The organism is Sphingomonas caeni, from assembly GCF_026013415.1.
Taxonomy (GTDB): domain Bacteria; phylum Pseudomonadota; class Alphaproteobacteria; order Sphingomonadales; family Sphingomonadaceae; genus Sphingomonas; species Sphingomonas caeni.
Window position 1 is genome coordinate 109,948 of the sequence record NZ_JAPDOK010000008.1, and the last position, 22,144, is coordinate 132,091.

The 22,144-nt window shown below is 67.3% G+C and carries 22 protein-coding genes; 5 read left to right on the top strand and 17 right to left on the bottom strand.

Annotated elements, in window-relative coordinates:
- Window positions 1-81: 81 nt before the first annotated feature.
- The 3 genes from OF829_RS17370 to OF829_RS17380 are packed head-to-tail and all read right to left on the bottom strand — an operon-like array spanning window position 82 to window position 2,658.
- Entirely contained in the window at window positions 82-1,161 is a 1,080-nt protein-coding gene (locus OF829_RS17370; protein WP_264941419.1) for an acyltransferase family protein, read from the bottom strand.
- Window positions 1,158-2,516: a DUF5935 domain-containing protein gene (locus OF829_RS17375; RefSeq protein WP_264941420.1), complete on the bottom strand. Its 1,359-nt coding sequence runs from the start codon at window positions 2,514-2,516 to the stop codon at window positions 1,158-1,160. The genes OF829_RS17370 and OF829_RS17375 overlap by 4 nt, the downstream gene beginning before the upstream one ends.
- A complete protein-coding gene (locus OF829_RS17380) occupies window positions 2,509-2,658 on the bottom strand; it encodes a hypothetical protein (RefSeq protein WP_264941421.1) in 150 nt (49 codons plus the stop codon). The genes OF829_RS17375 and OF829_RS17380 overlap by 8 nt, the downstream gene beginning before the upstream one ends.
- Window positions 2,659-2,771: 113 nt before the next feature.
- Between OF829_RS17380 and OF829_RS17385 the strand changes: the two genes are divergently transcribed.
- On the top strand, window positions 2,772-4,010 hold the full coding sequence (locus OF829_RS17385; RefSeq protein WP_264941422.1) for a TIGR04063 family PEP-CTERM/XrtA system glycosyltransferase: 1,239 nt from the start codon (window positions 2,772-2,774) through the stop codon (window positions 4,008-4,010).
- Window positions 4,007-4,885, top strand: coding sequence for a hypothetical protein (locus tag OF829_RS17390; protein ID WP_264941424.1), 879 nt, complete (start codon window positions 4,007-4,009; stop codon window positions 4,883-4,885). The genes OF829_RS17385 and OF829_RS17390 overlap by 4 nt, the downstream gene beginning before the upstream one ends.
- 202 nt (window positions 4,886-5,087) lie before the next feature.
- Here the strand turns inward: OF829_RS17390 and OF829_RS17395 are convergent, their stop codons facing one another.
- Together OF829_RS17395 and OF829_RS17400 are read right to left on the bottom strand one after the other, a co-directional pair.
- A complete protein-coding gene (locus OF829_RS17395; RefSeq protein WP_264941425.1) occupies window positions 5,088-5,402 on the bottom strand; it encodes a hypothetical protein in 315 nt (104 codons plus the stop codon).
- Window positions 5,399-5,584: a hypothetical protein gene (locus OF829_RS17400; RefSeq protein ID WP_264941426.1), complete on the bottom strand. Its 186-nt coding sequence runs from the start codon at window positions 5,582-5,584 to the stop codon at window positions 5,399-5,401. The genes OF829_RS17395 and OF829_RS17400 overlap by 4 nt, the downstream gene beginning before the upstream one ends.
- A gap of 96 nt (window positions 5,585-5,680) precedes the next feature.
- Here OF829_RS17400 and OF829_RS17405 point away from each other — a divergent pair, with 96 nt between their 5' ends.
- The gene (locus tag OF829_RS17405) at window positions 5,681-6,304 is read left to right on the top strand and encodes a S24 family peptidase (RefSeq protein WP_264941427.1); all 624 of its coding nucleotides are present in this window, start codon (window positions 5,681-5,683) and stop codon (window positions 6,302-6,304) included.
- Window positions 6,305-6,515: 211 nt separating this feature from the next.
- A complete protein-coding gene (locus OF829_RS17410; RefSeq protein WP_264941428.1) occupies window positions 6,516-6,728 on the top strand; it encodes a hypothetical protein in 213 nt (70 codons plus the stop codon).
- A 276-nt stretch (window positions 6,729-7,004) separates the two neighbouring features.
- Here the strand turns inward: OF829_RS17410 and OF829_RS17415 are convergent, their stop codons facing one another.
- From OF829_RS17415 to OF829_RS17445, 7 genes are all read right to left on the bottom strand, one after another.
- Window positions 7,005-7,436: a hemerythrin domain-containing protein gene (locus tag OF829_RS17415; protein WP_264941429.1), complete on the bottom strand. Its 432-nt coding sequence runs from the start codon at window positions 7,434-7,436 to the stop codon at window positions 7,005-7,007.
- 91 nt (window positions 7,437-7,527) lie between these two features.
- The gene (locus OF829_RS17420) at window positions 7,528-8,952 is read right to left on the bottom strand and encodes an aldehyde dehydrogenase family protein (protein ID WP_264941430.1); all 1,425 of its coding nucleotides are present in this window, start codon (window positions 8,950-8,952) and stop codon (window positions 7,528-7,530) included.
- Between the two features lie 79 nt (window positions 8,953-9,031).
- Window positions 9,032-9,271, bottom strand: a complete 240-nt coding sequence (locus tag OF829_RS17425) for a hypothetical protein (RefSeq protein ID WP_264941431.1) — start codon at window positions 9,269-9,271, stop codon at window positions 9,032-9,034.
- Entirely contained in the window at window positions 9,268-10,719 is a 1,452-nt protein-coding gene (locus OF829_RS17430) for a radical SAM protein (RefSeq protein ID WP_264941432.1), read from the bottom strand. Before OF829_RS17430 ends, OF829_RS17425 begins: the two co-directional genes overlap by 4 nt.
- Complete coding sequence (locus OF829_RS17435) at window positions 10,670-11,392, bottom strand: prolipoprotein diacylglyceryl transferase (protein ID WP_264941433.1); 723 nt, start codon at window positions 11,390-11,392, stop codon at window positions 10,670-10,672. The genes OF829_RS17430 and OF829_RS17435 overlap by 50 nt, the downstream gene beginning before the upstream one ends.
- A complete protein-coding gene (locus OF829_RS17440) occupies window positions 11,389-12,687 on the bottom strand; it encodes a M20/M25/M40 family metallo-hydrolase (RefSeq protein WP_264941434.1) in 1,299 nt (432 codons plus the stop codon). Before OF829_RS17440 ends, OF829_RS17435 begins: the two co-directional genes overlap by 4 nt.
- A 212-nt stretch (window positions 12,688-12,899) precedes the next feature.
- The gene (locus OF829_RS17445) at window positions 12,900-14,375 is read right to left on the bottom strand and encodes a PQQ-dependent sugar dehydrogenase (RefSeq protein WP_264941484.1); all 1,476 of its coding nucleotides are present in this window, start codon (window positions 14,373-14,375) and stop codon (window positions 12,900-12,902) included.
- Window positions 14,376-14,590: 215 nt separating this feature from the next.
- Here OF829_RS17445 and OF829_RS17450 point away from each other — a divergent pair, with 215 nt between their 5' ends.
- Window positions 14,591-15,901: a jacalin-like lectin gene (locus OF829_RS17450; protein WP_264941435.1), complete on the top strand. Its 1,311-nt coding sequence runs from the start codon at window positions 14,591-14,593 to the stop codon at window positions 15,899-15,901.
- A gap of 44 nt (window positions 15,902-15,945) precedes the next feature.
- Here the strand turns inward: OF829_RS17450 and OF829_RS17455 are convergent, their stop codons facing one another.
- The 5 genes from OF829_RS17455 to OF829_RS17475 form a co-directional block, all read right to left on the bottom strand.
- Window positions 15,946-16,770, bottom strand: coding sequence for an SPFH domain-containing protein (locus OF829_RS17455; protein WP_264941436.1), 825 nt, complete (start codon window positions 16,768-16,770; stop codon window positions 15,946-15,948).
- Window positions 16,771-16,832: 62 nt separating this feature from the next.
- Window positions 16,833-17,861, bottom strand: a complete 1,029-nt coding sequence (locus OF829_RS17460) for a contractile injection system tape measure protein (protein ID WP_264941437.1) — start codon at window positions 17,859-17,861, stop codon at window positions 16,833-16,835.
- A 1-nt stretch (window position 17,862) separates the two neighbouring features.
- Entirely contained in the window at window positions 17,863-18,051 is a 189-nt protein-coding gene (locus OF829_RS17465) for a DUF5908 family protein (protein ID WP_264941438.1), read from the bottom strand.
- A 215-nt stretch (window positions 18,052-18,266) separates the two neighbouring features.
- Window positions 18,267-19,316, bottom strand: a complete 1,050-nt coding sequence (locus tag OF829_RS17470) for a phytase (RefSeq protein WP_264941440.1) — start codon at window positions 19,314-19,316, stop codon at window positions 18,267-18,269.
- Window positions 19,316-22,093: a TonB-dependent receptor gene (locus OF829_RS17475; protein WP_264941441.1), complete on the bottom strand. Its 2,778-nt coding sequence runs from the start codon at window positions 22,091-22,093 to the stop codon at window positions 19,316-19,318. The genes OF829_RS17470 and OF829_RS17475 overlap by 1 nt, the downstream gene beginning before the upstream one ends.
- Window positions 22,094-22,144 lie beyond the last annotated feature (51 nt).

Consider the following 22,144-nt stretch of genomic DNA (forward strand, 5'->3'; position numbering starts at 1 on the left):
GGATCGTTTCTGTGCGGAAACAATATGGCGGAGGGTCAGCCGGGAATGCGGCGCGAAACCGGCGATTTGTAACAAGCTGTACTAGGCGCTCACCTGACGTTGCGGGCGGGGCAGGGGGAGGCGGTTGAGCCAGCGCTGCGCGGGGCGCTCGACGACATGGTAGAGGAAGGCCGAGCTGGCCAGGACCATTGCGAGGAACAGGATGAAGAGCGGCCAGCCCATGTCGTGATCGCGGATGAAGACGAGCTTGAACGCCATCCAGAGCAGCCAATGGCCGAGATAGGTCGCGTAGCTGATCTCGCCGAGATAGTGGACGGGCAGGGTCTCGAACGGGTTGAAGCGCATCCCCGAGGTGAGCGCGAGCAGCAGGACCAACGCGGCGAAGACGAGCGGGATCGCGAAGGGCTGGGGCAGGAGCCCGGCAACGTGCGCGGCGAGCAGGGCGGCGCCGGTCACGGCCGCGGCGAGCGCGGGGATCGTGGGTTTGCCGCGCCAGCGGAGCCAGAGGGCGCAGATCAGGGTGCCGAGCGCGAACTCGCCGAGGCAGCGGGGGACGCCCAGGGTGAGGATCGCCTGGCCCAGCACCGTCGCGCCGGTGAGGGCGAAGACGGCCCAGACCAGCGCGGCGCAGACCAGGGCAAGTCCGAGCAGCGCCCATGCCGGCAGCTTGCGCCAGTCGGCCGCCATCACGAGGAAGGGGAAGAGCAGATAGGCGGCGAGCTCGCACGAGATCGACCAGGCGGGGACGTTCCAGGTCAGCCGGTCGGTCAGGCCCCAATTCTGGAGCAGGAGGAAATGGAGCGGCAGCTCGGCGGGCGGATATTGCGCCCAGTCGGGGCGGCCCGAGATGGCGAGCAGCAGCGCGAAGGGGATCGCGCAGCCGAGCATGAACAGGTGCAGTGGCCAGACGCGCGCGACGCGGCGCTTGAGGAAATCGGGGATGCCGGCAAGGCCCTGCTCGCGCAGCCGCTCGGCATAGGTGAGCCAGATGACGAAGCCCGAAAGGACGAAGAAGAAATCGACCGCGAGATAGCCGTAGCTGAGCGGGCCCCAGGCGCCGCCGAGCCCCGGCATCATGAAGCGCAGGTGGAACAGCACCACCAGCCATGCGGCGATACCGCGCGCGCCGGTGAGCGCCTTCAACTCGTGCCGTGCCGTCATGCGGCGGCGACCATGCGCTGCTTTCGGATCGGGCGCCAGCTCGCCGCGGCGCGCTTCCGCGCGCAATAAGTGTCGAGCCCGATCTGCAGCCCGATCAGCATGTAGACGAAGGGCTGGAAGGCGATCGCGATGAAGCAGGCGCCGAGCAGATAGACGATGTGCCCCGATTGGAGCGCGCTCGCGAGCGGGGCGATCCACGCTTCGTCGCCCTCGGGATCGGCCTTTTTGTAGCGCTGGCGGATCACTTCCATGCGGAACAGGCCGGCGATGTTGATGAGCAGCCACAGGCCCAGCCCGAAATAGCCCTGCTCGCCGAGCATCTCGAAATAGGCGCTGTGATAGGCGCGGGCCTGGTCCTTCTCGATCGTGGTCTTGAGGGTGATATTGTTGCCCTCGCCGACCGCCTCGACCTTTTCATACTGGATGCGGTTCTGGCGATACGCCTCGAAGCCGCCGCCCATCGGGTGGGTCTTCACATAGTCCATCGTCCAGTTCCACACCGCGACGCGGGTGGAGGCCGAGCTGTCGGCCTGGTGGTTCTGGATCGTCCCCATCCGCTCGACGAACGCCTTGGGGAGGAACGGGACCGACATCATCCCGAGCAGGGCGATCGCGCCGATATAGAGGAGCGGGCGCTTCACGTTGCGCAGGCTGAGCGCGGCGAGGAGGGCGATGCAGAGCAGTCCGGTGCGCGTCGAGGTGCCCACCGGGATCAGGCAGCAGGCGAAGACGAGCGCGTAGCAAAAGGTCTTCACCTTCCAGTCGGGCTTGAAGATCGTGCCGTGTTTGGTGAACCACAGGATCAGCGGGATGATGCAGATCGCCACGGTCGAGATCGTGCTGCCCTCGTAGAGCCCGCTGTTGTTGTCGATCATCAAATTGAGCTCGCCGTAACCGCCGCCGCCCGCCGCGGTCTTGATCCCGCCGACGATGATGATCGAGCCCGCCGAAAGCAGCATGAACAGCAGCAGCGATTCGATGCGCAGCCGGGTGCGCAAGGTGAAGGGCAGGAAGATCGCGAAGGCGAGCGCCTTCCACACCCAATCCCATTTATCGAGCGCCTCGAGCCTGAAATCGGCATTGAGCGTGGTGTACCAGCAATAGCCGAGCAGGATCAGCAATCCGGCCTGGCGCGGGGTGAAGCGCAGATCCTTCTTGTCGTCGAACGCCAGCCAGCTCCCCACCGCGAGCGCGACCGAGATCAGCGATACGGGGACCGAATTGAGCAGCACATAGGTGAGCCGCTGGGGCGAGACGATGTCGATATAGGCATAGGTGAGCACGAACAGGAACGGCTTGCGAAAGCCGAACGCGAGCAGGCTGCCCAGGAAGACGAGGAAGGGGATGTCATGCATCGGGCTTGCCCCGGGGCGGGCGCTTCGGTCGGAACTTGGGCGCCTCGCCGTCCTCGCGGTCGAGATCGGGGCGGCGCAGCAACAGGAATGCCGCGAGCAGCATCAGGCCATGCGTGATCGCCAGCGAGAAATTGTCGATCATCGGCCTGCGGATGCTCCCGTACGTATGCACGGGGTACGCGGGCGCGGTTGATTTGCCGTTAAGCCCGCGGTTGACGCTGCGTTAAGGGAGGGTGTGGCAGGGACGGAGTCGCAATGCGGGTGCTCCATATCCTCGATCACGGCCTGCCGCTCCATAGCGGCTATGCGTTCCGGACGCGTGCGATCCTGAAGGCGCAGATTGCGCGCGGGTGGGACGTCGCCGCCGTTACCGGACCACGGCATGGCGCGAGCCCCGCGGCCGAGGAAGAGATTGACGGGCTGCGCTTCTTCCGCACCGATCCGGTGCCGCCCGCGCCGCCGCCGTTCGGCGAATGGCGCGAGGTGGGGCGGTTCGCGCGGCGGATCAAGAAAGTGGCCAAGGGGTTCAAGCCCGATCTGCTCCATGCCCATTCGCCGGTGCTCGACGCGATGGCGGGGCAGCGGGTGGCGAACCGGCTCAAATTGCCCTTCGTCTATGAGATCCGCGCCTTTTGGGAGGACGCCGCGGTCGGTAATGGCGACGGGCGCGAGGGGAGCCTCAAATACAGGGCGACGCGGGCGCTCGAGACGCGCGCGGTCAAGCGGGCCGATGCGGTCGCGGTGATCTGCGAGGGGCTCAAGACCGACCTGATCCGGCGCGGGATCGATCCGGGGAAGATCTTCGTGTCGCCCAATGGGGTCGATCTGACCCTGTTCGGCGAGCCCTTGCCGTACGACGCCAGGCTCGCGGACGAGCTCGGGCTGAAGGGTGCGGAGACGATCGGGTTCATCGGCAGCTTCTACGATTATGAAGGGCTCGACATACTGATCGCGGCGATGCCGCAGCTGGTGACGTGGCGGCCGAACATGCATCTGGTGCTGGTCGGCGGCGGGCCCGCCGAGGCGGCGCTGCGCGCACAGGCCGAGGCTTCGCCGGTGGCGGACCGGATCCATTTCGTAGGCCGCGTGCCGCATCACGATGTCGAGCGCTATTACAGCGTGGTCGATGTGCTGGTGTATCCGCGCAAGCGGATGCGGCTGACCGATCTGGTGACGCCGCTCAAGCCGCTCGAGGCGATGGCGCAGCGGCGGCTGGTCGCGGCGTCGGACGTGGGCGGGCATCGCGAGCTGATCCGCGACGGCGATACCGGAACGCTGTTCCGACCCGACGATCCCCAGGCGCTGGCCCGGGCGGTGGCGACCCTGTTCGGCGACCGCGACCATTGGGAGGCGCGGCGGGCGCGGGCGCGAGCCTATGTCGAAACCGAAAGAAACTGGTCGGTGAATGTCGGCCGGTATGATTCTGTTTACCAAAAACTGGTCAATATGGGCGCCATGGAAGACTCGTGGTCGCACAAGGCCTTGCGCGCATGAACCTGCCCCTCGCCCCGGTCGTCGCCGGCGTGATCGGCGTGGGTCTCGCCGCCGCGTGCGCGCTGATGCCCGCCGCCATGCTCGAAGGGCTGGTGATGGATTCGGGGCTGCCCGCGGTGATCTCCGCTGCCGAGCCGCCCCTGGGCATGACCGCGCGGCTGCTGGTCGCGGCGGGCGCCGGCGGACTGGTGGCGCTGTTCACCTGGTTCGGGCTGTTCCTGATCCTGGGTTCGCGCGGCGTGACCATCGGCAAGGCTCCGCAAGCTGGCGAAGCGGTGCCGGTGCTGCGCCGCGCCGACGCCCATCCCGATGCGCCCGCGCGCGCGCCGCTGCTGGCGACGCGCGACCTGGGGACGCCCTTCCTCGAAGTGACCGCGCCGGCCAAGGCCGAGGCCGAAAGTTACAAAAGTGAGGGGGTAGTCCCCCTTTTCGCGCCCGAGCCCGCCGCTGCCGCGGTACCGCCGGCCGAGCAGGACTTGCCGATCGACCTCGAACAACCGCTCGCGGCGTTCGATCCGCAGGCGATCCCCGATGTGCCGATGCCGCCCCCGGTGAGCGTGTCGCCGCTGCGCCCGCGCCCGGCGGTGTTCGATTCGAGCGAGCGGTTCGAGACGTTCGAGCTGACCCCGATGCGCCGCGCCGCGCCGCCGCCGCGGCTGCGCCCGGCGCCGCGCCCCGAACCGCGCGGGCAGGACGAGCCGATCGCGACGCCCAAGACCGACGCCACGATCCACGCGCTGCTCGACCGGCTCGAAAAGGGCGTGGTTCGCCGCGGGCTTGCGACCGGGCCCGAGCCCGAGGCCAATCCGCGCGAGACCGAGCGCGGGCTCGAAGAGGCGTTGGTGGCGCTGCGCAACCTCGCGCGCCGGGCCTAGCTTGCATCGATATTCAGCCCATGGCGGGCTGCAAATGGCGATTGTCCGCGCTTCCGGTGCTTACGTGCCTTGAGCACGCTGCGCTCCGGGTCACGGCCAATCACCATTTTCGCTCCGCCCTGAGCTGAATCTCGACGCAAGCTGACATCACAAACGCGGTCTAAGTTGACACTAACTTGACACTGGTGCGCATGCGCGCACGTCATCGTTCCTCCACCGTCAGCACCTCCAGCATCACCCGCACCGCCGCGCCTTCGCGGCGGACGGCTTCGACGCTCAGATCGGCGACGAGATGGCCGCGCAGCGCGAACTCGGCTTCGGGGAGCGCGTCGATCCAGCGGGTGAGCGCGGGGGAGGCGGTTCCCGCGAGCGTCAGCATATGGCGCGCGCCGGTGAAGGTGACGCTCGCCCAGCGGGTGAGCTCGGCCTCGGTCACGGCGAGCGGGCAGCCCGCCGCCTCGGCGCCGGCGAGCAGCGCGCGTTCGAGCTGGGTCGCGGCATCGGGGCCGCGGCTCATCGTGCGTCCCCACCATGCGTCTCGAGAAAGGCCTCGACCCGCCGGACCGTCTGCTCGCGCGGCTCGCGGCCGTTGCGCAGGTCGCCCACGAAACGCGGGTCGTTGACCGCAAGCCGCCCGAATTTGGTGGGCGGCATGCCGCTGTGATTCAGGAATTTGTGGATCTTCCGCAGGACCGTCATTCGCCGCTTCCTCTCTGCCCGAGTCGGTGTTGATGATCCTGTTTTGTTCTCCAAATCCTACTTGTCTAGGAAATTTCCTACGGCTATGGACCGATCATGGATTCAGCTGCGCAACGGGCCGCGCTGGCGGCGCTGATCGATCGGGGCGGGCATCGCTATGCCGCGCTGTCGCGGCTGATCGGGCGGAATGCCGCCTACCTTCAGCAATATGTGACGCGGGGGTCGCCGCGCGAACTGGCCGAGCGCGACCGGGCGCGGCTGGCGGCCTATCTGGGGGTGGCGGAGACGGCGTTGGGCGGGCGCGAGCCGGCCGGGCTGGTCGCGGTGGCGCGGCTCGATGTCGGGGCGTCGGCGGGGCCGGGCGGGCTGGTGGGCGAGGAGGCGCGGCGGCGGCCGGGAGCGCTCGATCCGGCGTTGCTGCGCCAGCTGGGGGTGCGCGCGGCGGCGGCCTCGATGATCCGGGTGCAGGGCGAGTCGATGGCGCCGACGCTGGTGGATGGCGACGAGATACTGGTCGATGGCGACCGGCGGATACCCGGCGCGCGCGGTGCGCTGTTCGTGCTGCGGCTCGACGGCGAGTTGATGGTGAAGCGGCTGCGGACCTTGGGACGGGATGTGGAGATCGTCAGCGACAATCCCGACTGGGCGGTGCGGATCGTCGCGGCCGGAGAGGCCGAGGTGATCGGGCGCGTGGTGTGGCTGAGCCGGGCGTTGCTCTAGTTTCTTCCCCTCCCTTTTAGGGAGGGGAGTTAGAAGAGCCTGTCCCACCCCGGCACGCCACCTGTCCCGGGGCGGGGCAGGCGGGACGGCCAAAACGCCATGGTTTACAGCATTTTACCCTCGTCTGGCGCGGAGATGCGTCGATCGGCGAAGCTGGCACGCGGCTTGAGTCTATACGCCCGCGCGACCCCCCGCGTGCGTTGGAGTTCCCATGGAATATATGCCCTATCTGCGCGACCGCGGCGAGGTGAAGGATGCGGCCGAGCTGATCATGATGTTCGGCGACGATGCGGGCTTCCAGGCCGCCGCCCGCGCCGACAAGAGCCGCGAGCTGGGCAATCACGTGCATTTCTGCCGCTGGCGCCAGATCGAGCGGCTGATCGTGCTGATGTCGGTCGAGCGCGCGGTGGGGACGGTCCACTAGGACGGATCGCCATTCAGCCCATACCGGCCTGCAAATGGCGGTTTCGCGTGCTTCCGGTGCTCACGTGCCGAAAGCACGCTGCGCTCCGGGATCACGCAAAACCACCATTTTCGACTCGGTCTGGACCAAATGTCGACCCGTCCTAGGACAGGGGATCGGATCTCTCTGCCGTTCGCCCGGGCGAACGGGTCCTGCGCAAATGATGAGGGGCACCGGAACGGTCAGCCCCCCGGCAGACCGGCCCGATACCCCTTCCCCGAAAACCGGGAGTCCTTGTCAGGCCGCGCGGCGCAGGCGGATGGCGTTGGCCTGGAGCGCGGCGGTGTACAGCAGTTCGTTCTCCGCGCGGATCCGCGCGACGAGGCGGGCGATCAGGGCCTGCGACTGGTGGCGGAATTCGGCCCAGTCCGCCGCGATGCAGTCGCTGTTCCATTCGCCGAGAAAGATGTGGAGGTCTTCGCGGAGCCCCGCGAAATCCTCGAGGAACCGTTTCGCGGTTGCCGACACCTCGGCGTTCGCGCTGGCGATCATTCGCGGATAGACGACGCCGTCTTCATAGGCGAGGTGATGTTCGAGCTCCTGGGCGAGATCGCTGAGCGTGATCGTCGCCGCCGCCGCATCGGGCGCATCGGCGGCGATCAGCCGTTCCAGCTGCCGCAATATCGTGCCGATCTGGGCATGTTCGGCGATCACTCTCTCGTAGCTCATCGGGCTCCCCCTTGTGGTGGAGCCCAGTTACTTAAGAAAGATTAGTCCAAAATGACCCAATCCCTAGGTATAACCCCTATTCGAAACGGTTTCAGGCCAGCGCGCCGACCATCGACTTGACTTCCATGAACTCGGCGAGACCGAACTTGCCGTGCTCGCGGCCATTGCCCGACTGTTTGTAGCCGCCGAAGGGCAGGTCGGGATTGGGCTGGCCGCCGTTCACATAGACCATGCCGGCGCGCAGCCGCGGCGCGACGCGCTTGATCGCTTCGGGCGAGCCGAACACGACCGCCGAGAGGCCGTAATCGGTATCGTTGGCGATGCGGACGGCGTCTTCCTCACTGTCGTAGGGGATGATCGTCACGACGGGCCCGAACACTTCCTCGCGCGCGATCGTCATGTCGTTGGTGACGTTCGAGAAGAGCGTCGGCTTGACGAAATAGCCGGTCTCGACGCCGTCGGGGCGGCCGGGGCCGCCGGTCTCGAGCTTGGCGCCTTCCTCGAGCCCCTTGGCGATCAGGCCCTGGATCTTGGTCCATTGCGCCTTGTTGACGACCGGGCCGATATGGCGGCCTTCCTCGGCGGGATTGCCGGTCTGCGTCGCCTTCATCATCTCGGCGGCGAGCGCGGTGACCTCGGCCTGCTGGGCGCGGGGGACGAGCAGGCGGGTGGGGGCGATGCAGCTCTGGCCAGAGTTCATCAGCACCGAGAAGAGCGTGCCGGGGACGGCCTTGCCGAGATCGGCGCCTTCGAGGATCAGGCTGGGCGACTTGCCGCCAAGCTCCTGATGGACGCGCTTGACGGTATCGGCCGCGGCCTTGGCGACGAGGATGCCGGCGCGGGTCGAGCCGGTGAAGCTCACCATGTCGACGCCCTTGTGCGCCGAGAGCGCGGCGCCGACGCCGGGGCCGTCGCCATTGACGAGGTTGAACACGCCCGGCGGCACCCCCGCCGCGTCGAGGACTTCGGCGAAGATGCAGGCGCAGGTCGGCGCCTCTTCGCTGGGTTTGAGGACCATGGTGCAGCCCGCGGCGAGCGCCGGGGCGACCTTCGAGACGATCTGGTTGAGCGGCCAGTTCCAGGGCGTAATCATCGCGACCACGCCGATCGGTTCGTGGACGACGATCGAATTGCCGATCACCTCCTCGAATTCGAACGCGCGGACGGCCTTGGCGGCGGACATGAGATGGCCGATGCCCGAGCCGACCTGCGCGGTCTTGGCGAGGCTGAGCGGGGCGCCCATTTCGAGGCTGATCGCCTCGGCCATGTCGCCGGCGCGCTTCTTATATTCCTCGAGGATGCGCTCGAGCAGCGTCGCGCGCTCCTCGACCGAGGTGCGCGACCAGGTCTCGAACGCCTTGCGCGCGGCGGCGACGGCCTTGTCGACATCGGCCTGGCTGCCGAGGGTGATTTCGGAGACCGGCTCCTCGGTGGCGGGGTTGATCACCGCGTGGCGGGTGCCGCCTTCGCTCTCGACCCAGGCGCCGTCGATATAGTGCTTCAGCTGGCCGCGCATCTCGCTCTCCGATTCGAAGTTCCGGTATGGGCAGCTAGATGGCGGGGGCGGGGAGCGGTTGCAAGATGCAACCGACCGGTCACTCCTGCTGGTCCCTCTGCGCCGAGCGGATCAGGGAGCGGCCCCAGAAGAACAGTCCCAGTCCGATCACGAACGGTACGCCGCCGAAGGCCAGGATCATGGGGATCATGCCGAGAATCTCCGCGCCGCTGCCACTGCTGCTGAGCATCATGACGAGGAACCAGCCCGAGCACAGCCCGCTCGCCAGCGCGATCAGCCCGCCGACAGCGAGCAGGATACCCCCAAACAGCATCTTCATAGCCGCTCTCCCGATCGCGCCCGCGCCAGCACGCCCGCGCCTTCCGCCCCCTGGCGGTAATAGGTGTTGTAGGTGTCGAAGGGAATGATCTGGCCCTCGGGCGTCACGAAATGGATGCAGCTGCGCTTCACCGTGGCCAGATCGAAATTGTAGCGATCGAGAAACTGGAGGATCACGACGCGGAAGCTGTTGGCGTAGCTGAGTTCGGCCGGGACCATCGCCTGGGGCAGGCAGCAGAGCACCCCGGCGAGCTTTTCCCCGGTGTTGCAATCGGCGGTGGCGAGGCTGAGCAGGTTCATGATGCCCTGCTTGAGCGCCGGATAATCCTCATAGGCGACGGTGTTCGGCCCCTCGAGGATCATCTCGCGCGGCAGCAGCGAGGTGATCGGGGTGACGCTGGGGCCCTGGCGCAGGCCATAGCCGATGCAGATCTGGTCGGGGTTGCAGGGGAGCGGGATCATGTCCTCGATCGCGAACACCCCCGATTTGGCGATCTCGCGGCGGATCTGGGTGGGGAGGATGCGGTTCAGCTTGGCGTCGAAGCCCTCGTTCCGGCCCGCATCCTGGACCGGCTGGAAGGTGATGCCGCGCACGCATGACCAGGTCAGCGCGTAATTGACGATGTCGGCGACCTCGTGATCGTTGACCCCGCGCTTGACCGTGACGACGAGCGTGGTCGAGATGCCGGCGGCTTCGAGCGCCTCGAGCGCCTGGCGGCGGATGCGCGAGAGCCTGGCGCCGCGCAGGTCCATCAGCGCGTCGTCGTCGAGGCTGTCGAACTGAAGATAGACTTCGAGCCGCGGCATATAGCTAGCGAGCCGGTCGACGAATTCGGGGTCCTGCGCGATGCGGACCCCGTTGCTGTTGATCATCGCGTGGCGGATCGGGCGCGCCTTCACCGCATCGAGTATCTCGAAGAATTGCGGATGGATCGTCGGCTCGCCGCCCGAAAGCTGGACGACATCGGGCTCGCCCTCGCTCGCCACCAGCGCATCGAGCATGCGCTCGACCGTCGCCAGCGGCAGATGCGCGCCGTGCATGTCCTCGGCATCGGCGAAGCAGACCGGGCAGGCGAGATTGCATGCCGAATTGATCTCGACGATCGCGAGGCAGCTATGCTGCTCATGATCGGGGCAGAGGCCGCAATCGAAGGGGCAGCCGGCCTCGGTGCGGGTCTGGACGGCGAGCGGACGATCGCCCGGCTTGAGCCACAATTTCTGCGCGCGCCAATAATCGAGATCGTCGCTGATCAGCGTCTTCATCACGCCGTGATCGCGGCAGCGCTTGAGATAGAAGACCCGGTCGTCCTCGATGATTACCTTGGCGGGGACCGGCACGAGGCAGGTCTCGCACAGGCTCGTCGTCTGGCCGTGGAAGATATAGGGCGCTGCCTTGCGCTCAGCCGGTAACGGGTCTGCGAGCGTCTCGAGCGATCCAGGCGAGTGCATAGGCGGCCAATCCGATCATCAGCAGGTGGAACAGGTTTAGCGGCCCCAGCAGGCTTGGATAGGGCTTGAGGAATTCCCAGACGAAGCGCTGGACCGCATAGACCAGGACGAAGGCGTGGAAGCCGTGGCGGACCGCCCAGCCGCGCTCCCCGATCAGCGCCCGCCAATAGACGGCGAGGAAGACCGCCATCGTCAGCGATTCGTAGAGCTGGACCGGATGGCGGCCGATATGGTCGCCGAGATCGACCGCCCAGGGCAGGCTGGTCGGGGTGCCATAGGTGCCGTCGCCGAGCCCGGCGAACAGGCAGCCCCAGCGCCCGGCGACGATGCCGATCGTGAGCGGGATAACGAAGGGACCGCCGGTCGATTGGCGCAGCCCCACGCGCCATTTCCAGATCTCGACCGCGACGATCGCCCCGGCGAGCGCGCCGGCGATGCTGTGCGAGGGGGTGGGGAAGGCGAAGCGCAGGCTGTTGAGCGACCCTGCGAGCCAGGCGCCCAGGACTCCGCCTGCCGCGAGCGCGAGGAAATAGCCGGGCTCGGTCTGCGCGGCGAGCGTGGAGACCGACTGGCGGCGGTGCCGATAGACCCAGCGCGCGCCGAGAAAGGCGAGCAGCCACGCCGCGGCGTCGCCGGCATAGTGAAGCCAAAGCGAGGTGGGGATTGCGATCAACGGTGTTCGCGGCTGAGGCGCGTCATCAGGATCGCGGCGCGCTTGGCCTGGAGGGGGATCGAGGTCAGGTCGATCCATTCGCCCTCGGCATGGCTGTTTTCGCCCGCCGCGCCCAGGCCGGCAAGGACGTCGGCGTCCGCGGCGACGAAGCTCGAATCGGCGGCGCCGCGCTTGGCGGGGTCGTATTCGGGCATGGCGGGCAGGCCGAGGCTCGCGTTCACCGCGTTGAGCCGGGTGAGCAGCGCGCGGTTGCCCTCGGTCGGGGGCATCGAGGGATAGCCTTCGGAGAAGGCGATGGTGGCGCTGGTGCCGGGCAGGTTCTGGGCGACGATTGCCTCCATGCGGGCGCGGACGCGGGCGTCCTGCTCGGGGGTGAGGCTGCGGATGTCGCCGCGCGCGATCGCGGTTTCGGGGACGATGTTGGTCTTGCCCGAGGACGCGATCGACAGGCCCTGATCGTCGATCGTCGCGGGGGTGCCGCCGCCGATCACGCCGACATTATAGGTGAGGTTCGGCTCGGCGAGCTCGCGGCGGAAGCTGTCAAGGATGCGAACCAGCTCGTAGATCGCGCCATAGCCGAGCGTCTTGCCGAACACGCCGCTCGAATGGCCGGTCCTGCCCTTGGCGGTGATCGTCCAATTGGTCGAGCTGCGCCGCGCGACCGAGCCGTAATCGACCCCGGCATCGCGCGCGAGCGGCTCGAATTCGAGCGCGATATCGGCCCATTTGCCGAGTTCGATCAGGTCCTTGCGGGCGATATCCATCGGTGCGCCGGTGCGCTCCTCGTCGCCGGTGAGGATGACGATGATGTCGGCGTCCTTGAGCGTGCCCGCGGCCTGCATCGCCCTGAGCGCCATCACGATCACCGCGATCCCGCCCTTGTCGTCGATCACGCCGGGGCCGGTGGCGCGGTCGCCATTGCGCTCGAACTTCTGGAAGGGGGAACTGGGCTCGAAGACGGTGTCGAGATGGCCGATCAGCAGGATGCGTTTCCCTCGGCCATTGCCGCGATGGGTGGCGATCAGGTGGCCCGCGCGGCCGGTGGCGCGCATGTCGATCCAGCGGGTGTCGAAGCCCAGGGCCTCGAATTCGGGACGGACGATGGCGGCGACCGCATCGACGCCGGGGAGGTTCAGCGAGCCGCTATTCTGGTTCACCATGCGTTCGAGGAACGCGATGGCGCGGGGCGTGTCGGCATCGACGGCGGCGGCGATGCGGGCTTCGGGTTTCGTGAGCTGGGCGGCGGCGGGTGTGGCGAGGAGGAGCGCGAGGGTAGCGAGGAGGAGACGGATCATGGGGTGGAGGGTAGAGGCGTGAGGGTCTCTTGTCTCCCTCTCCCATCGGGAGAGGATACGGAGACTTGGCAGCTTGCTGCCTAGTCGGAGTTGGTGAGGGGTTACACCCTATCGATGGGGTGATCCCCTCACCCAGCTCCGACTAGGGCCCGCTGAAGAAGCGGACCCAAGTCTGCGCAACCCTCTCCCGATGGGAGAGGGGAAGTGGCCACTCAGCCCGGCACCACCTCGAAAATCTCGCCGGTGATGTCGACGATGTAGAGATTGCCCGCGCTGTCCTCGCCGAACGAGACGATCTGGTCGATGGTGCCGGCATCGGGGGTGAAATCGAGATTGCGGCGTTCGTAGCTGCCCGCGGGGAACAGGCTGCCCTGGACGAGCTGGTTGGCGGGAAGCGTCCAGATATGGCCGTTGACGTAATCGGCGAAGACATAGCTGCCGACCAGCGACGTCACCGGCCCGCGATAGACATAGCCGCCGATGATCGTGTTGCCCTGGGTCGCCCCGGTGCCATGGGCATATTGCGAGACCGGGGCGGTGAGGCCCGGGGGGGCAGTGCCGGTGAAGACGCTGGTGCCCTCGAGATAGTGCCAGCCGAAATTGAGCCCGGGCTGATCGGGGCGAACCACATCGATCTCCTCGATCGCGCCCTGGCCGACATCGCCGATATAGAGCCGGCCATCGGGGCCGAAGCTGTTGCGGAACGGATTGCGGAGCCCGAGCGCGAAGACATAGGGGTCGCCGCCGCCGCTCGCGAACGGGTTGCCGGGGGCCGCGACGAAGGTGTTGCCCGAAGGCGCGAGGCGGAGGATCTTGCCGAGGCGCGAATTGGGGTCCTGCGCGTCATTCTCGGGATCGCCCGATCCGCCGCCATCGCCGACCGCGTCGTAGAGATTGCCGTCCGGCCCGAAGCCGATCCAGCCGCCATTATGGTTGTTCGCGCCGGCGTGGGGGATGGTGACGAGGTTGGTGTAGCCGGTGTTGACGTTGCCGGTGAGCGTGTAGAGCCGGAGCTCGATCGTGCCGTTGGGGGCGGTGGCGTGGGCGACGAGCTGGTTCGAGGTCGCGAAATTGGGGCGGACCGCGATGCCGAGGAGCCCGCGTTCGCCATCGGTGGAGAGATTGCCCGCGGTGAGGACGAGGGTCTTGGCGCCGGTCGAAGGGGTGAGGCGGTAGATATTGCCGGGCTTCTCCGCGACGAGCACGTCGCTGCTGCCGGGGATCGGCTCGACATAGAGGGGCTGGTTGAAGCCGGTGCCGACGCGGCGCACGGCGATGCCTTCGCGGCTGTTGGTGACGGTGATGGCGAGATCGAGCGTGGCGCTGAGGCTGCCGTCGCTGACGCGGAGCTGGAGGTTGTAGACATTGTTGGCGCCGCTATCGCGCGGGGTTTCGAAGCTGGGCGCGGTATTGAAGCTGAGCGCGCCGGCCCCGGTGATGGTGAAGAGCGCGGCATCGGCGCCGCCCGCGATGGTGAAGCTGAGCGGGTTGCCGTCGGGATCGTTCGCCGCGGCCTGATAGGCGAGGGCGGTATTTTCGGCGACGCTGGTGGTGGCAGGTGAGGTGAAGCTGGGCGCGCGGTTGGCGGAGCTCGGCGTGGGTGTGGGGGTACCTCCGCCGCCGCCGCCGCTCCCTCCGCTCGAGCAAGCGGCGAGGAAAAGCAGCGGCAAGGCGGAGAGGGTGCGCATCCTGCGCAAACGGTTCGAGGGTGTTGCCGTTCCCGGCAATGAATTTGATAGAAATCCCATGAAAAACGCTCGATCCGCAATTGAAACCATCGTATCGTCCGTGAACTAGTCGAGTCGCGTCGAGATCAGTTCAGGAATAAGAATTCCGTCATCTCCGGTTGTTTCACTATTCGAAAGACGGGGACTTTGCTCCCTATCGCATAGGAGATGCGGCGATGGCGATACCGACCCCCAGCGTGGGCGCGTGGATTCTTCCGTCCGAGGAGGACCCGGCCAACACGCCTTATGATTATCCGGGCGGCAGCTATCAGTCGTTGATCGTCAACGGCGTTTACAAGAGCGTCGACATCCTCAACATCTGCTTCGTCGATACCGTCTCGACCCCGAACGGCTATTCGATCGCGCTGGGCGAATGCACGCATACCGGTGGCGTCACCAACCTCCAGTACATGCAGTGGATCATCGCCGATGCCCGCGCGGCCAATCCGGGCATCAAGATCCTCGTGACGATGGGCTATGCCGCGGACGAGATCAGCCAGCTCTTTTCGGGCCCGTCGAGCGGCTGGCCGGCGGTGCTCGCGCAATATGCGCAGAATATCGTCACCTATCTGCAGACCTATGATCTGGACGGGCTCGACGTCGATTGGGAATGGCCCTTCTCCGATTCGACCACCCAGTCGCAATTCCAGCAGGCCTTCACCGCGATCGGCAACGCGTTCGCGGGGACGCCCTATATCCTCAGCATGTGCCCCAACGAGACCAGCAATCTCGATCCGGCGACGGTGAACACCTATTTCGATATCGTCACGCTCCAGCTCTATGGCGCGGCGGATCGCGGGCAATTCATCCGCTACGGGATCAATGCGAACCTGCTCGGCTATGGCGCCAAGTTCGAGAGCGTGAACAGCGACGATCTCGCGCCCTATCAGGACGCGCAGCAGGCCTATGCCGGCTATCAGGCGGGGCCGTACGACAAGCTGACCCAGTGGCGGCTCAACTCGGGCGATTTCCAGTTCGAGCAGGCGCAGCAGATGATCCTGTACCAGCTGATCAAGGGCAGCCCCACGGGCCCGTTCGACGACACCCATATCGCCGCCGCGGCGGGCAATCCGCCGATCACCAGCCTTGCCATCCGCAGCGGCAATGTGCTCGACGCGATCCAGGCGACGAGCAGCTCGAGCTTCGAGGGGAACCCGGTCACCTATACGACAGTCCAGCATGGCGGGAATGGCGGCAACCCCACGCCCGTGACGCTGGCGACGGGGGACACGATCACCAGCATCAGCGGCTATACCGGAACCTGGTATGGCTGGCAGGTGGTGCTGCAGATCACCGTCCATACCGCCAAGGGCGCAAGCTACGGCCCGTTCGGGAGCATGGCGGGATCGACCTCGCAGACGCCCTTCACCCTCTCGGCGCCCGCGGGGCAATCGATCGTGGCGTTCAGCGGATCGGTGGAGACGGTGCCGATGGCGGGCGGCGGCGAGGGCAATGTGGTGGCGAGCTTGGGCGTGACCTGCGCCTGACCGGCGGGGCGCCCACCCAGTCTCCCGGGCGCCCCGCATGGCCCTTACACCGCAGCGCCGAGCTTCTTCGCCGCTTCGAGCAGCTCGGTCGGGAACATCGCGATGATCGTCGAATTATGCTCGACGCCGATCTCGGTGAGCGTCTGGAGGCGGCGCAGTTCGAGCGCGCCGGGGGTGCCGCCGATCACCGCCGCCGCATCGGCGAGGGTGCGCGCGGCCTCCTGCTCGCCCTCGGCCTTGATGATGCGCGCGCGCTTCTCGCGGATCGCCTCGGCCTCCTTGGCGATGGCGCGCTGCATCTGCTGGGGGATGTCGAGGTCCTTGATCTCGACCGCGTCGATCGCGACGCCCCAGCGCTCGCAGGTGCGGATCAGCAGATCGAGCAGGCGCTGGTTGATCAGGGTGCGCTCCTTGAGCATCTGATCGAGGTCGCTCTGGCCGATCGCGTCGCGCATCGCGGTCTCGGCCGCCTGGATCACGGCCGAATGCCAGTTGGCGACGGTGGTGACGACGTCGGCCGGGACCGATGCGCGGAACCAGAGCACCGCGTTGACGCGCACCGCGACGCCGTCGCGGGTGACGGTTTCCTGGGTGTCGAGCGCATAGGTGATGGTGCGCAGATCGACCTTCACGACGCGCTCGATGAGGGGGATGAGCCAGAACCAGCCCGGGCCCTTGGTCGCCCTGAGCCGCCCGAGGCGGAAGACGACGCCGCGCTCATATTCCTGGTTGATGCCGAACGAATTGAGCGCGAGCACGAGCGCGCCCAGCCCCAAAGGGGCGAGAATGAACAGCGATGTGGAAAGCATGATGCCCTCAAGAATGCCGCTGGCACGCGGCGAGGTGCGGCGGACGCCGCGCCGCATCATTTACGCCCGTTACGGGTGCGAACCGAGATGAATTGCGGAAATCGCGGTTGCAGGAAATGCAATCACCAGCGGGTGTGGATCGGGGCGGGCATCCAGCGGTGGAAGACGACCGCGATCGACCAGGGGAGCTGATCGACCAGCACGTCCAGCCCCTTGCGCTGGACGGTGAGGCGCCAGCCGGTATCGGTCCGGTCCAGCCGGCCCTCGCGCTGGAGGAAGGTCTCGCGCAGGCCATCGGCCGAGGTTCCCCGGATGGCCGGCCAATTGGCGATCATGGCGGCGAGCAGGCTGTCGCAGGTTTCGAGATCGGCCTGTGACGGCGCGATGTGCGGCGCGACCGGGGTGTCGAGGGGCAAGCCGGCGAGGAGCTTGTTGAGGGCGAGCGCGGGCTCGGGCGTGTCGAGCCGGCCGGTGGCGCAATATTGGAGGAGGTGGACCGCCCGCGAGGCCGCCGCGAGGCCGATGATGCGTCCTTCCGGGTTCGGCAAATTCAGGCGCTCGAACAGCGCGGGCAGATAGGGGTTGAGCAGCACCAGCCCGGCATTGGCGATGTAGAGCGGGTGGCCCGGGGCGGAATCGCGCGGGCGCGCCTCGCCGCGGGGCATCGCGCCATGGCCGAGCGTGGCGAGCCGCCTGCGCGCGGTGCCGCGGCGCGACGCGGCTCTGGCGAGCCTCGCGAAGGCGGCGGGATCGCGGGTCTGGAGCGCGCGCAGCCGGGCGGCGGGGTCGAAATCGCTGCCGCCAAAGGCCGGGGTGACGCCGGTGGCGAGATAGTCGCGCAGGGTCTGGATCTCGGCCTTGTCGGCAGCCAGGCGCTTGCCCGCCTTGAGCGCGGGGCCGATTGCGCGGTCGAGCGCGGCGAGGATGTCGGCTTCGAGCGTTTCGATGCGCACCTCGCCCAGGTCGAGATCGAGCCGGTCGATCCTGAGATGAAGGTCGCCGAGGCCGAGCGCGTCGAAGGCGCGTTCGAGGGCGGCAGGGATTGCGTCCCGGGTCAGCGCCTGGATGCGGTCGCGCAGCGCCGGGGCGGTGTCGAGATCGCCGGTCTCCGCCTCGATCAGGAGCCGGCCGATCCGGTGGGGCGCCGGCACGTCAGCGCTCCTGCATCTGCCTCAGATTCTGCATGACCTGCTGGACGCACGCATTGACGATCGCCTCATGCTGGGCCGGGGTCAGATCGCCGCCTCCGCCACCCCCGCCGGAGGGCATGGATGGGCCCCGCGGCGTGACGCTGGGGCCGACCGCGACATGGACTCCGATTTCACTGATTTCCAGCGGCATGATGTGCCTCCTTCCCCTTGAGGGGCACTATATGCGGGTGGGGAAGCCTGTCGAGTAAAACGGGGCGTATCCATCTTCAAATCCTCCCCCGCCAGGGGGAGGTGGCGCCGAAGGCGACGGAGGGGGAGGATACGAAACAGATGTGGCCGCCGCTCTCCCCCTCCGTCAGCTGCGCTGACACCTCCTCCTGGCGGGGGAGGATTTGGTGGTGCAAGCTACCTCAGCCCCAGCGCCCGCTTGATGTCGCGCCACGCCACCAGCTTGAAGTTCTGCGCGCCGGGCGGGTTGATGCCGTCCTGCGCGACGAACAGCCCGCCGGGGAAGGCGGGGCCGAAATCGCCGGTCATGGCGGCGATGCCGTCGGTTTCCTCGGTGCCGCCGAACTTGCCGGGAGCGATGCGGAAGCGGCCCATGAAGCGGTCGTCGCGCAGGCGATAGACGGCATAGGCATTGTCGCCCTGGCTCGAGACGAGCAGATAGCCGCCATTGCCGGTCCCCTCGGCGGCGAGGGTGAGGCCTTCGGTATCGGCGACGATCCGGACGCCGTCGGCGGCGGCGAGCTTGACCGGCGTGGTGCCGCCGGTGGCGCGCGCGTCGAAGCGCCACAGGCCGACATCCTCTTCCGCCACATAGAGGCGATGGGTGCGCTCGTCGGCGACGCAGCCTTCGGACTGGGTGGCGAGCTTCATCGTGCGGACGATGCGCCCGCTGGGCTGGGTGCCCGACAAGTCGATCGCGACCTGGTTGATCGTGCCGTCCTTGAGGACGTTGAACGCGTAGAGCGCCCCGCGCTCGCGATAGAGGCAGATGCCGTACGCCTCGCCCGCGCCCGCGGGGATCTTCGCCAGCGGGGTCAGCGTGCCGCTCTTGGGGTCGAGGCGGAACAGCGCGAGGATCGCGTTAGCCTTGTCGGTCCGGTCGCTCGCGGCGACGATGATCCCGGTGCGGGGCCCCATGTCGCGCAGATCGACATTGTTGACCCGGCCCGCGTCGCGGAACGAGCGGACCTTGCCGGTCAGGTCATAGACATAGAGCCCCGCCTTTTTGTCGGTCGCGACGATCAGGCTGGCGCGCGGATTGGCCCGGTTGCGCCAGATCGCGGGATCGTCGGCGGCGTCGGCATTGGCGGTGCCGACCGCGATGGTCTCGCCGCGCGCCTGGACCTTGTGCGTGACCGGCGCCGGGCCGGTGGCGAGGGTGGCGGCACAGCCTGCCGCCGCGAACGGCAGCAGGCTGAGCACCAGTCTGGCGGAGATGCGCGTCATCAGAAGTTGACGCGGACGCCGCCCGAGAAGCGCCGGCCGAAGCGCTCCCATTCGATCGTCTGGATCGTGTTGGTCGGGGTGGGCACGCCCGTCGCGGTCAGCAGGTTGCCCGGCTCCGAATAGCGGCGGCCCGGCGCGTTGAGCACGTTCGACGCATCGAAATAGATTTCGAAGTTCGGCGTGACCGCATAGCGCGCGGAGACGTCAATCTCGTCGTCGGCGGCCCAATAGGTGTCGCCGGCGTCGGTCAGGTCGTCAGCGATGCCGTCGAGCCAGGTGCTGCGATACTGATACTGGACGCGGATCGAGAGGCCGTATTTCTCGTAATAGCCGCCGATATTGTAGACCAGGTCCGACGTGCCCGGCAGGCGGACATGACGGGCCGGGACGGTGCCGACAGCCGGCTTGGTGACGCGGCTGTCGTTGAGCGTGACGTTGGCGCTGACGCCGAAGCCGCCCATCCAGTCGGGCAGGCCGAGGCTGCCGGTCCAGGGCTCGAGCTGGAGCTGCGCCGCGGCTTCCGCACCGAACACGCGGCCGCTGCCGCCATTGGTGATGCCCGTGAAGGTGTAGCCCGAACGGTCGATCCCGTTGCTGTCGAGCGCGTTCGACCCGAAGAGGCGCGTCTGGCGGTACAGCACGTCCTCGACCTGCTTGTAGAAGGCGCCGAGCATGATGAAGCCCTGCGGACGCAGATACCATTCGAAATAGCCATCGACGCCGTAGGCGCGCTCGGGCTTGACCGCGGGGTTGCCGCCCGAGATCGACTGGTTGGTGTCGCTGACGACGACGTTCGGGCGGAGCTGGTCGTAATCGGCGCGGGCGGCGCCCGAGTTGAACGAGAGGCGCAGCTTCTTGGTGTCGTCGAGGTTGAAATTGAGGTGGAGGCTGGGGAAGGCCATGGTCTGGCTCGATTCGGCGGTCACCGGGCCCGTGGTGGCACCGACCGTCGCGATCGCCATGCCGCGGTTGGTGAGATGCTCGACGCGGACGCCGCCCAGGATCGAACCCCAGTCGAACTTGAGTGTACCCATCGCGAAGCCCGCGAAGACCTGCTCGCGCACGTTGTAGTTGTTCGCGGTGTTGGGCGTCATCGCGAACTTCTCGCGCGCCAGGCCCGAGGCCAACCGCATCTTCTCGGTATCGAAATAGCGGAAGGTGTAGCCCATCGGGATCTTGCCGAGGAAAGGCTGGTTGGCGAGCGAGAAGCCGAGATAATCCTGCGGCACGCCGACCGAAGAGAGATTGGCCGCGGTGTTGACCAGGATCTGATGCTCGTCGGCGACCTTGGTGCGCTGATCGAACTGGAAGCCCAGCTTGAACACCGCATCGCCGCCCAGGAACGAGGTCTCGTTCGAGAGCACGATCTTGCCGGTATAGGCGTCGGTCGTGTCGACCGCGTCGAGCACCGTCAGCGACGAGGGCGTCTTGGCGAAGCTGTCGATCGCGGTGACCGGGGCGCCGGCCTGGAAGCGGGTGGGGCCGCTCAGCTGGGTGGTGGTGAAGAGCGTCAGGCGCGAGAAGTTCGGATCGCTGAAATCATAGCTGACCGTCGGGCGCAGCGTGCGCGTGCTCGGGCTGTCCCAGCTGATCTCGCCGACCACCGAGCGGTCATCGACCGACTGGGTGTAGTTGCCGAGCCAGTTGAGGTGCCAGCCGCCGCCGAATTCGTGATCGCCCGCGAGCGTGTTGGTGAAGATCGACTGGCGGAAGGCGCGCAGCGTCGAGCGCTGGCGGATGTCGATGCCGTAGATCGTGCCCTTGCGCGGGGTATTGCCGATGCAGACATCGGCATAGCCGCTGTTGGTCGGCGTCGGGTTGACCGCGATGGTGCAGGCAGCGGGATCGGCGGCCATGTCGCCCTGGCGGTCGTCGAGATCGAAGCGGTAATTGTCGCGCGCCTCGTCGTCGGTGAAGATGGTGTAGATCGAGCGGAGCGAAATGGTGTTGCTCGCGTCGGGCTTCCAGTCGAGCCGGCCCGAGACCGACCAGTTGCGGCGCGTCAGTCGATAGAGCTTGTTCTCGGCCTCGTGCGCCCAGAAGCGGGTCTGGAAACCGGGGCGCTGGTCCTGGGCGACGCGCTCATAATCGGTCTCGAAATTGTCGGTGATCATGGCGCGCTCATAATAGCTGCCCGAGACCAGGATGCCGATCTCGCCGCCGCCCAGCCCGAAGCGGGTCGAGGCGACGCCCGAGGCCTCATATTGCATGCGGTCGCCCAGCTCGGCGATGCCGATCCCTGCCTTGCCCGCGAAATGGGGGCCCGAATAATCGAAGGCCGAGCGGGTGATGACGTTGACATTGCCCGACACGGTCTCGCCCGGCATTTCGGGGGTCACCGCCTTCGAGACGATGATCTGCGAGGCGATCGCCGAGGGAATCGAATCGAAGCGCGCGTCGCGGCCTTCGGGGCTGACGACGTTGATCCCGTCGAACGACAAGGTGGTCCAGTAATTGGGAGCACCGCGCAGCGAGATGTAGCGTGCCTGACCCTGGTCGCGCTCGAGCGCGACGCCGGGGAGGCGGCCGGTCGCCTGGGCGATATTCTGGTCGGGAAGGCGGCCGACGCTGTCCGACGCGGCGACGCTGACGAGCGAGTCGGAGTTGCGCTGGACCTCGAGCGCGGCCGATTCGGATTCGGCGATCGGGCGGGTGCCGGTGACGACGATCGCGTCTTCCCCGCTCGAATCAGTGGTTTGCGCGGCGGCGCCCGTCGCCATGCCGAGCGCGATCGCGCAGGTGCCGGCGGTGAGGAGAAGCTTGGACCCGATTTTCATGACGCCCCCGTTAGGATGTGATGTTCGGGGGCGCCCTAGGGGCCGTTTCTA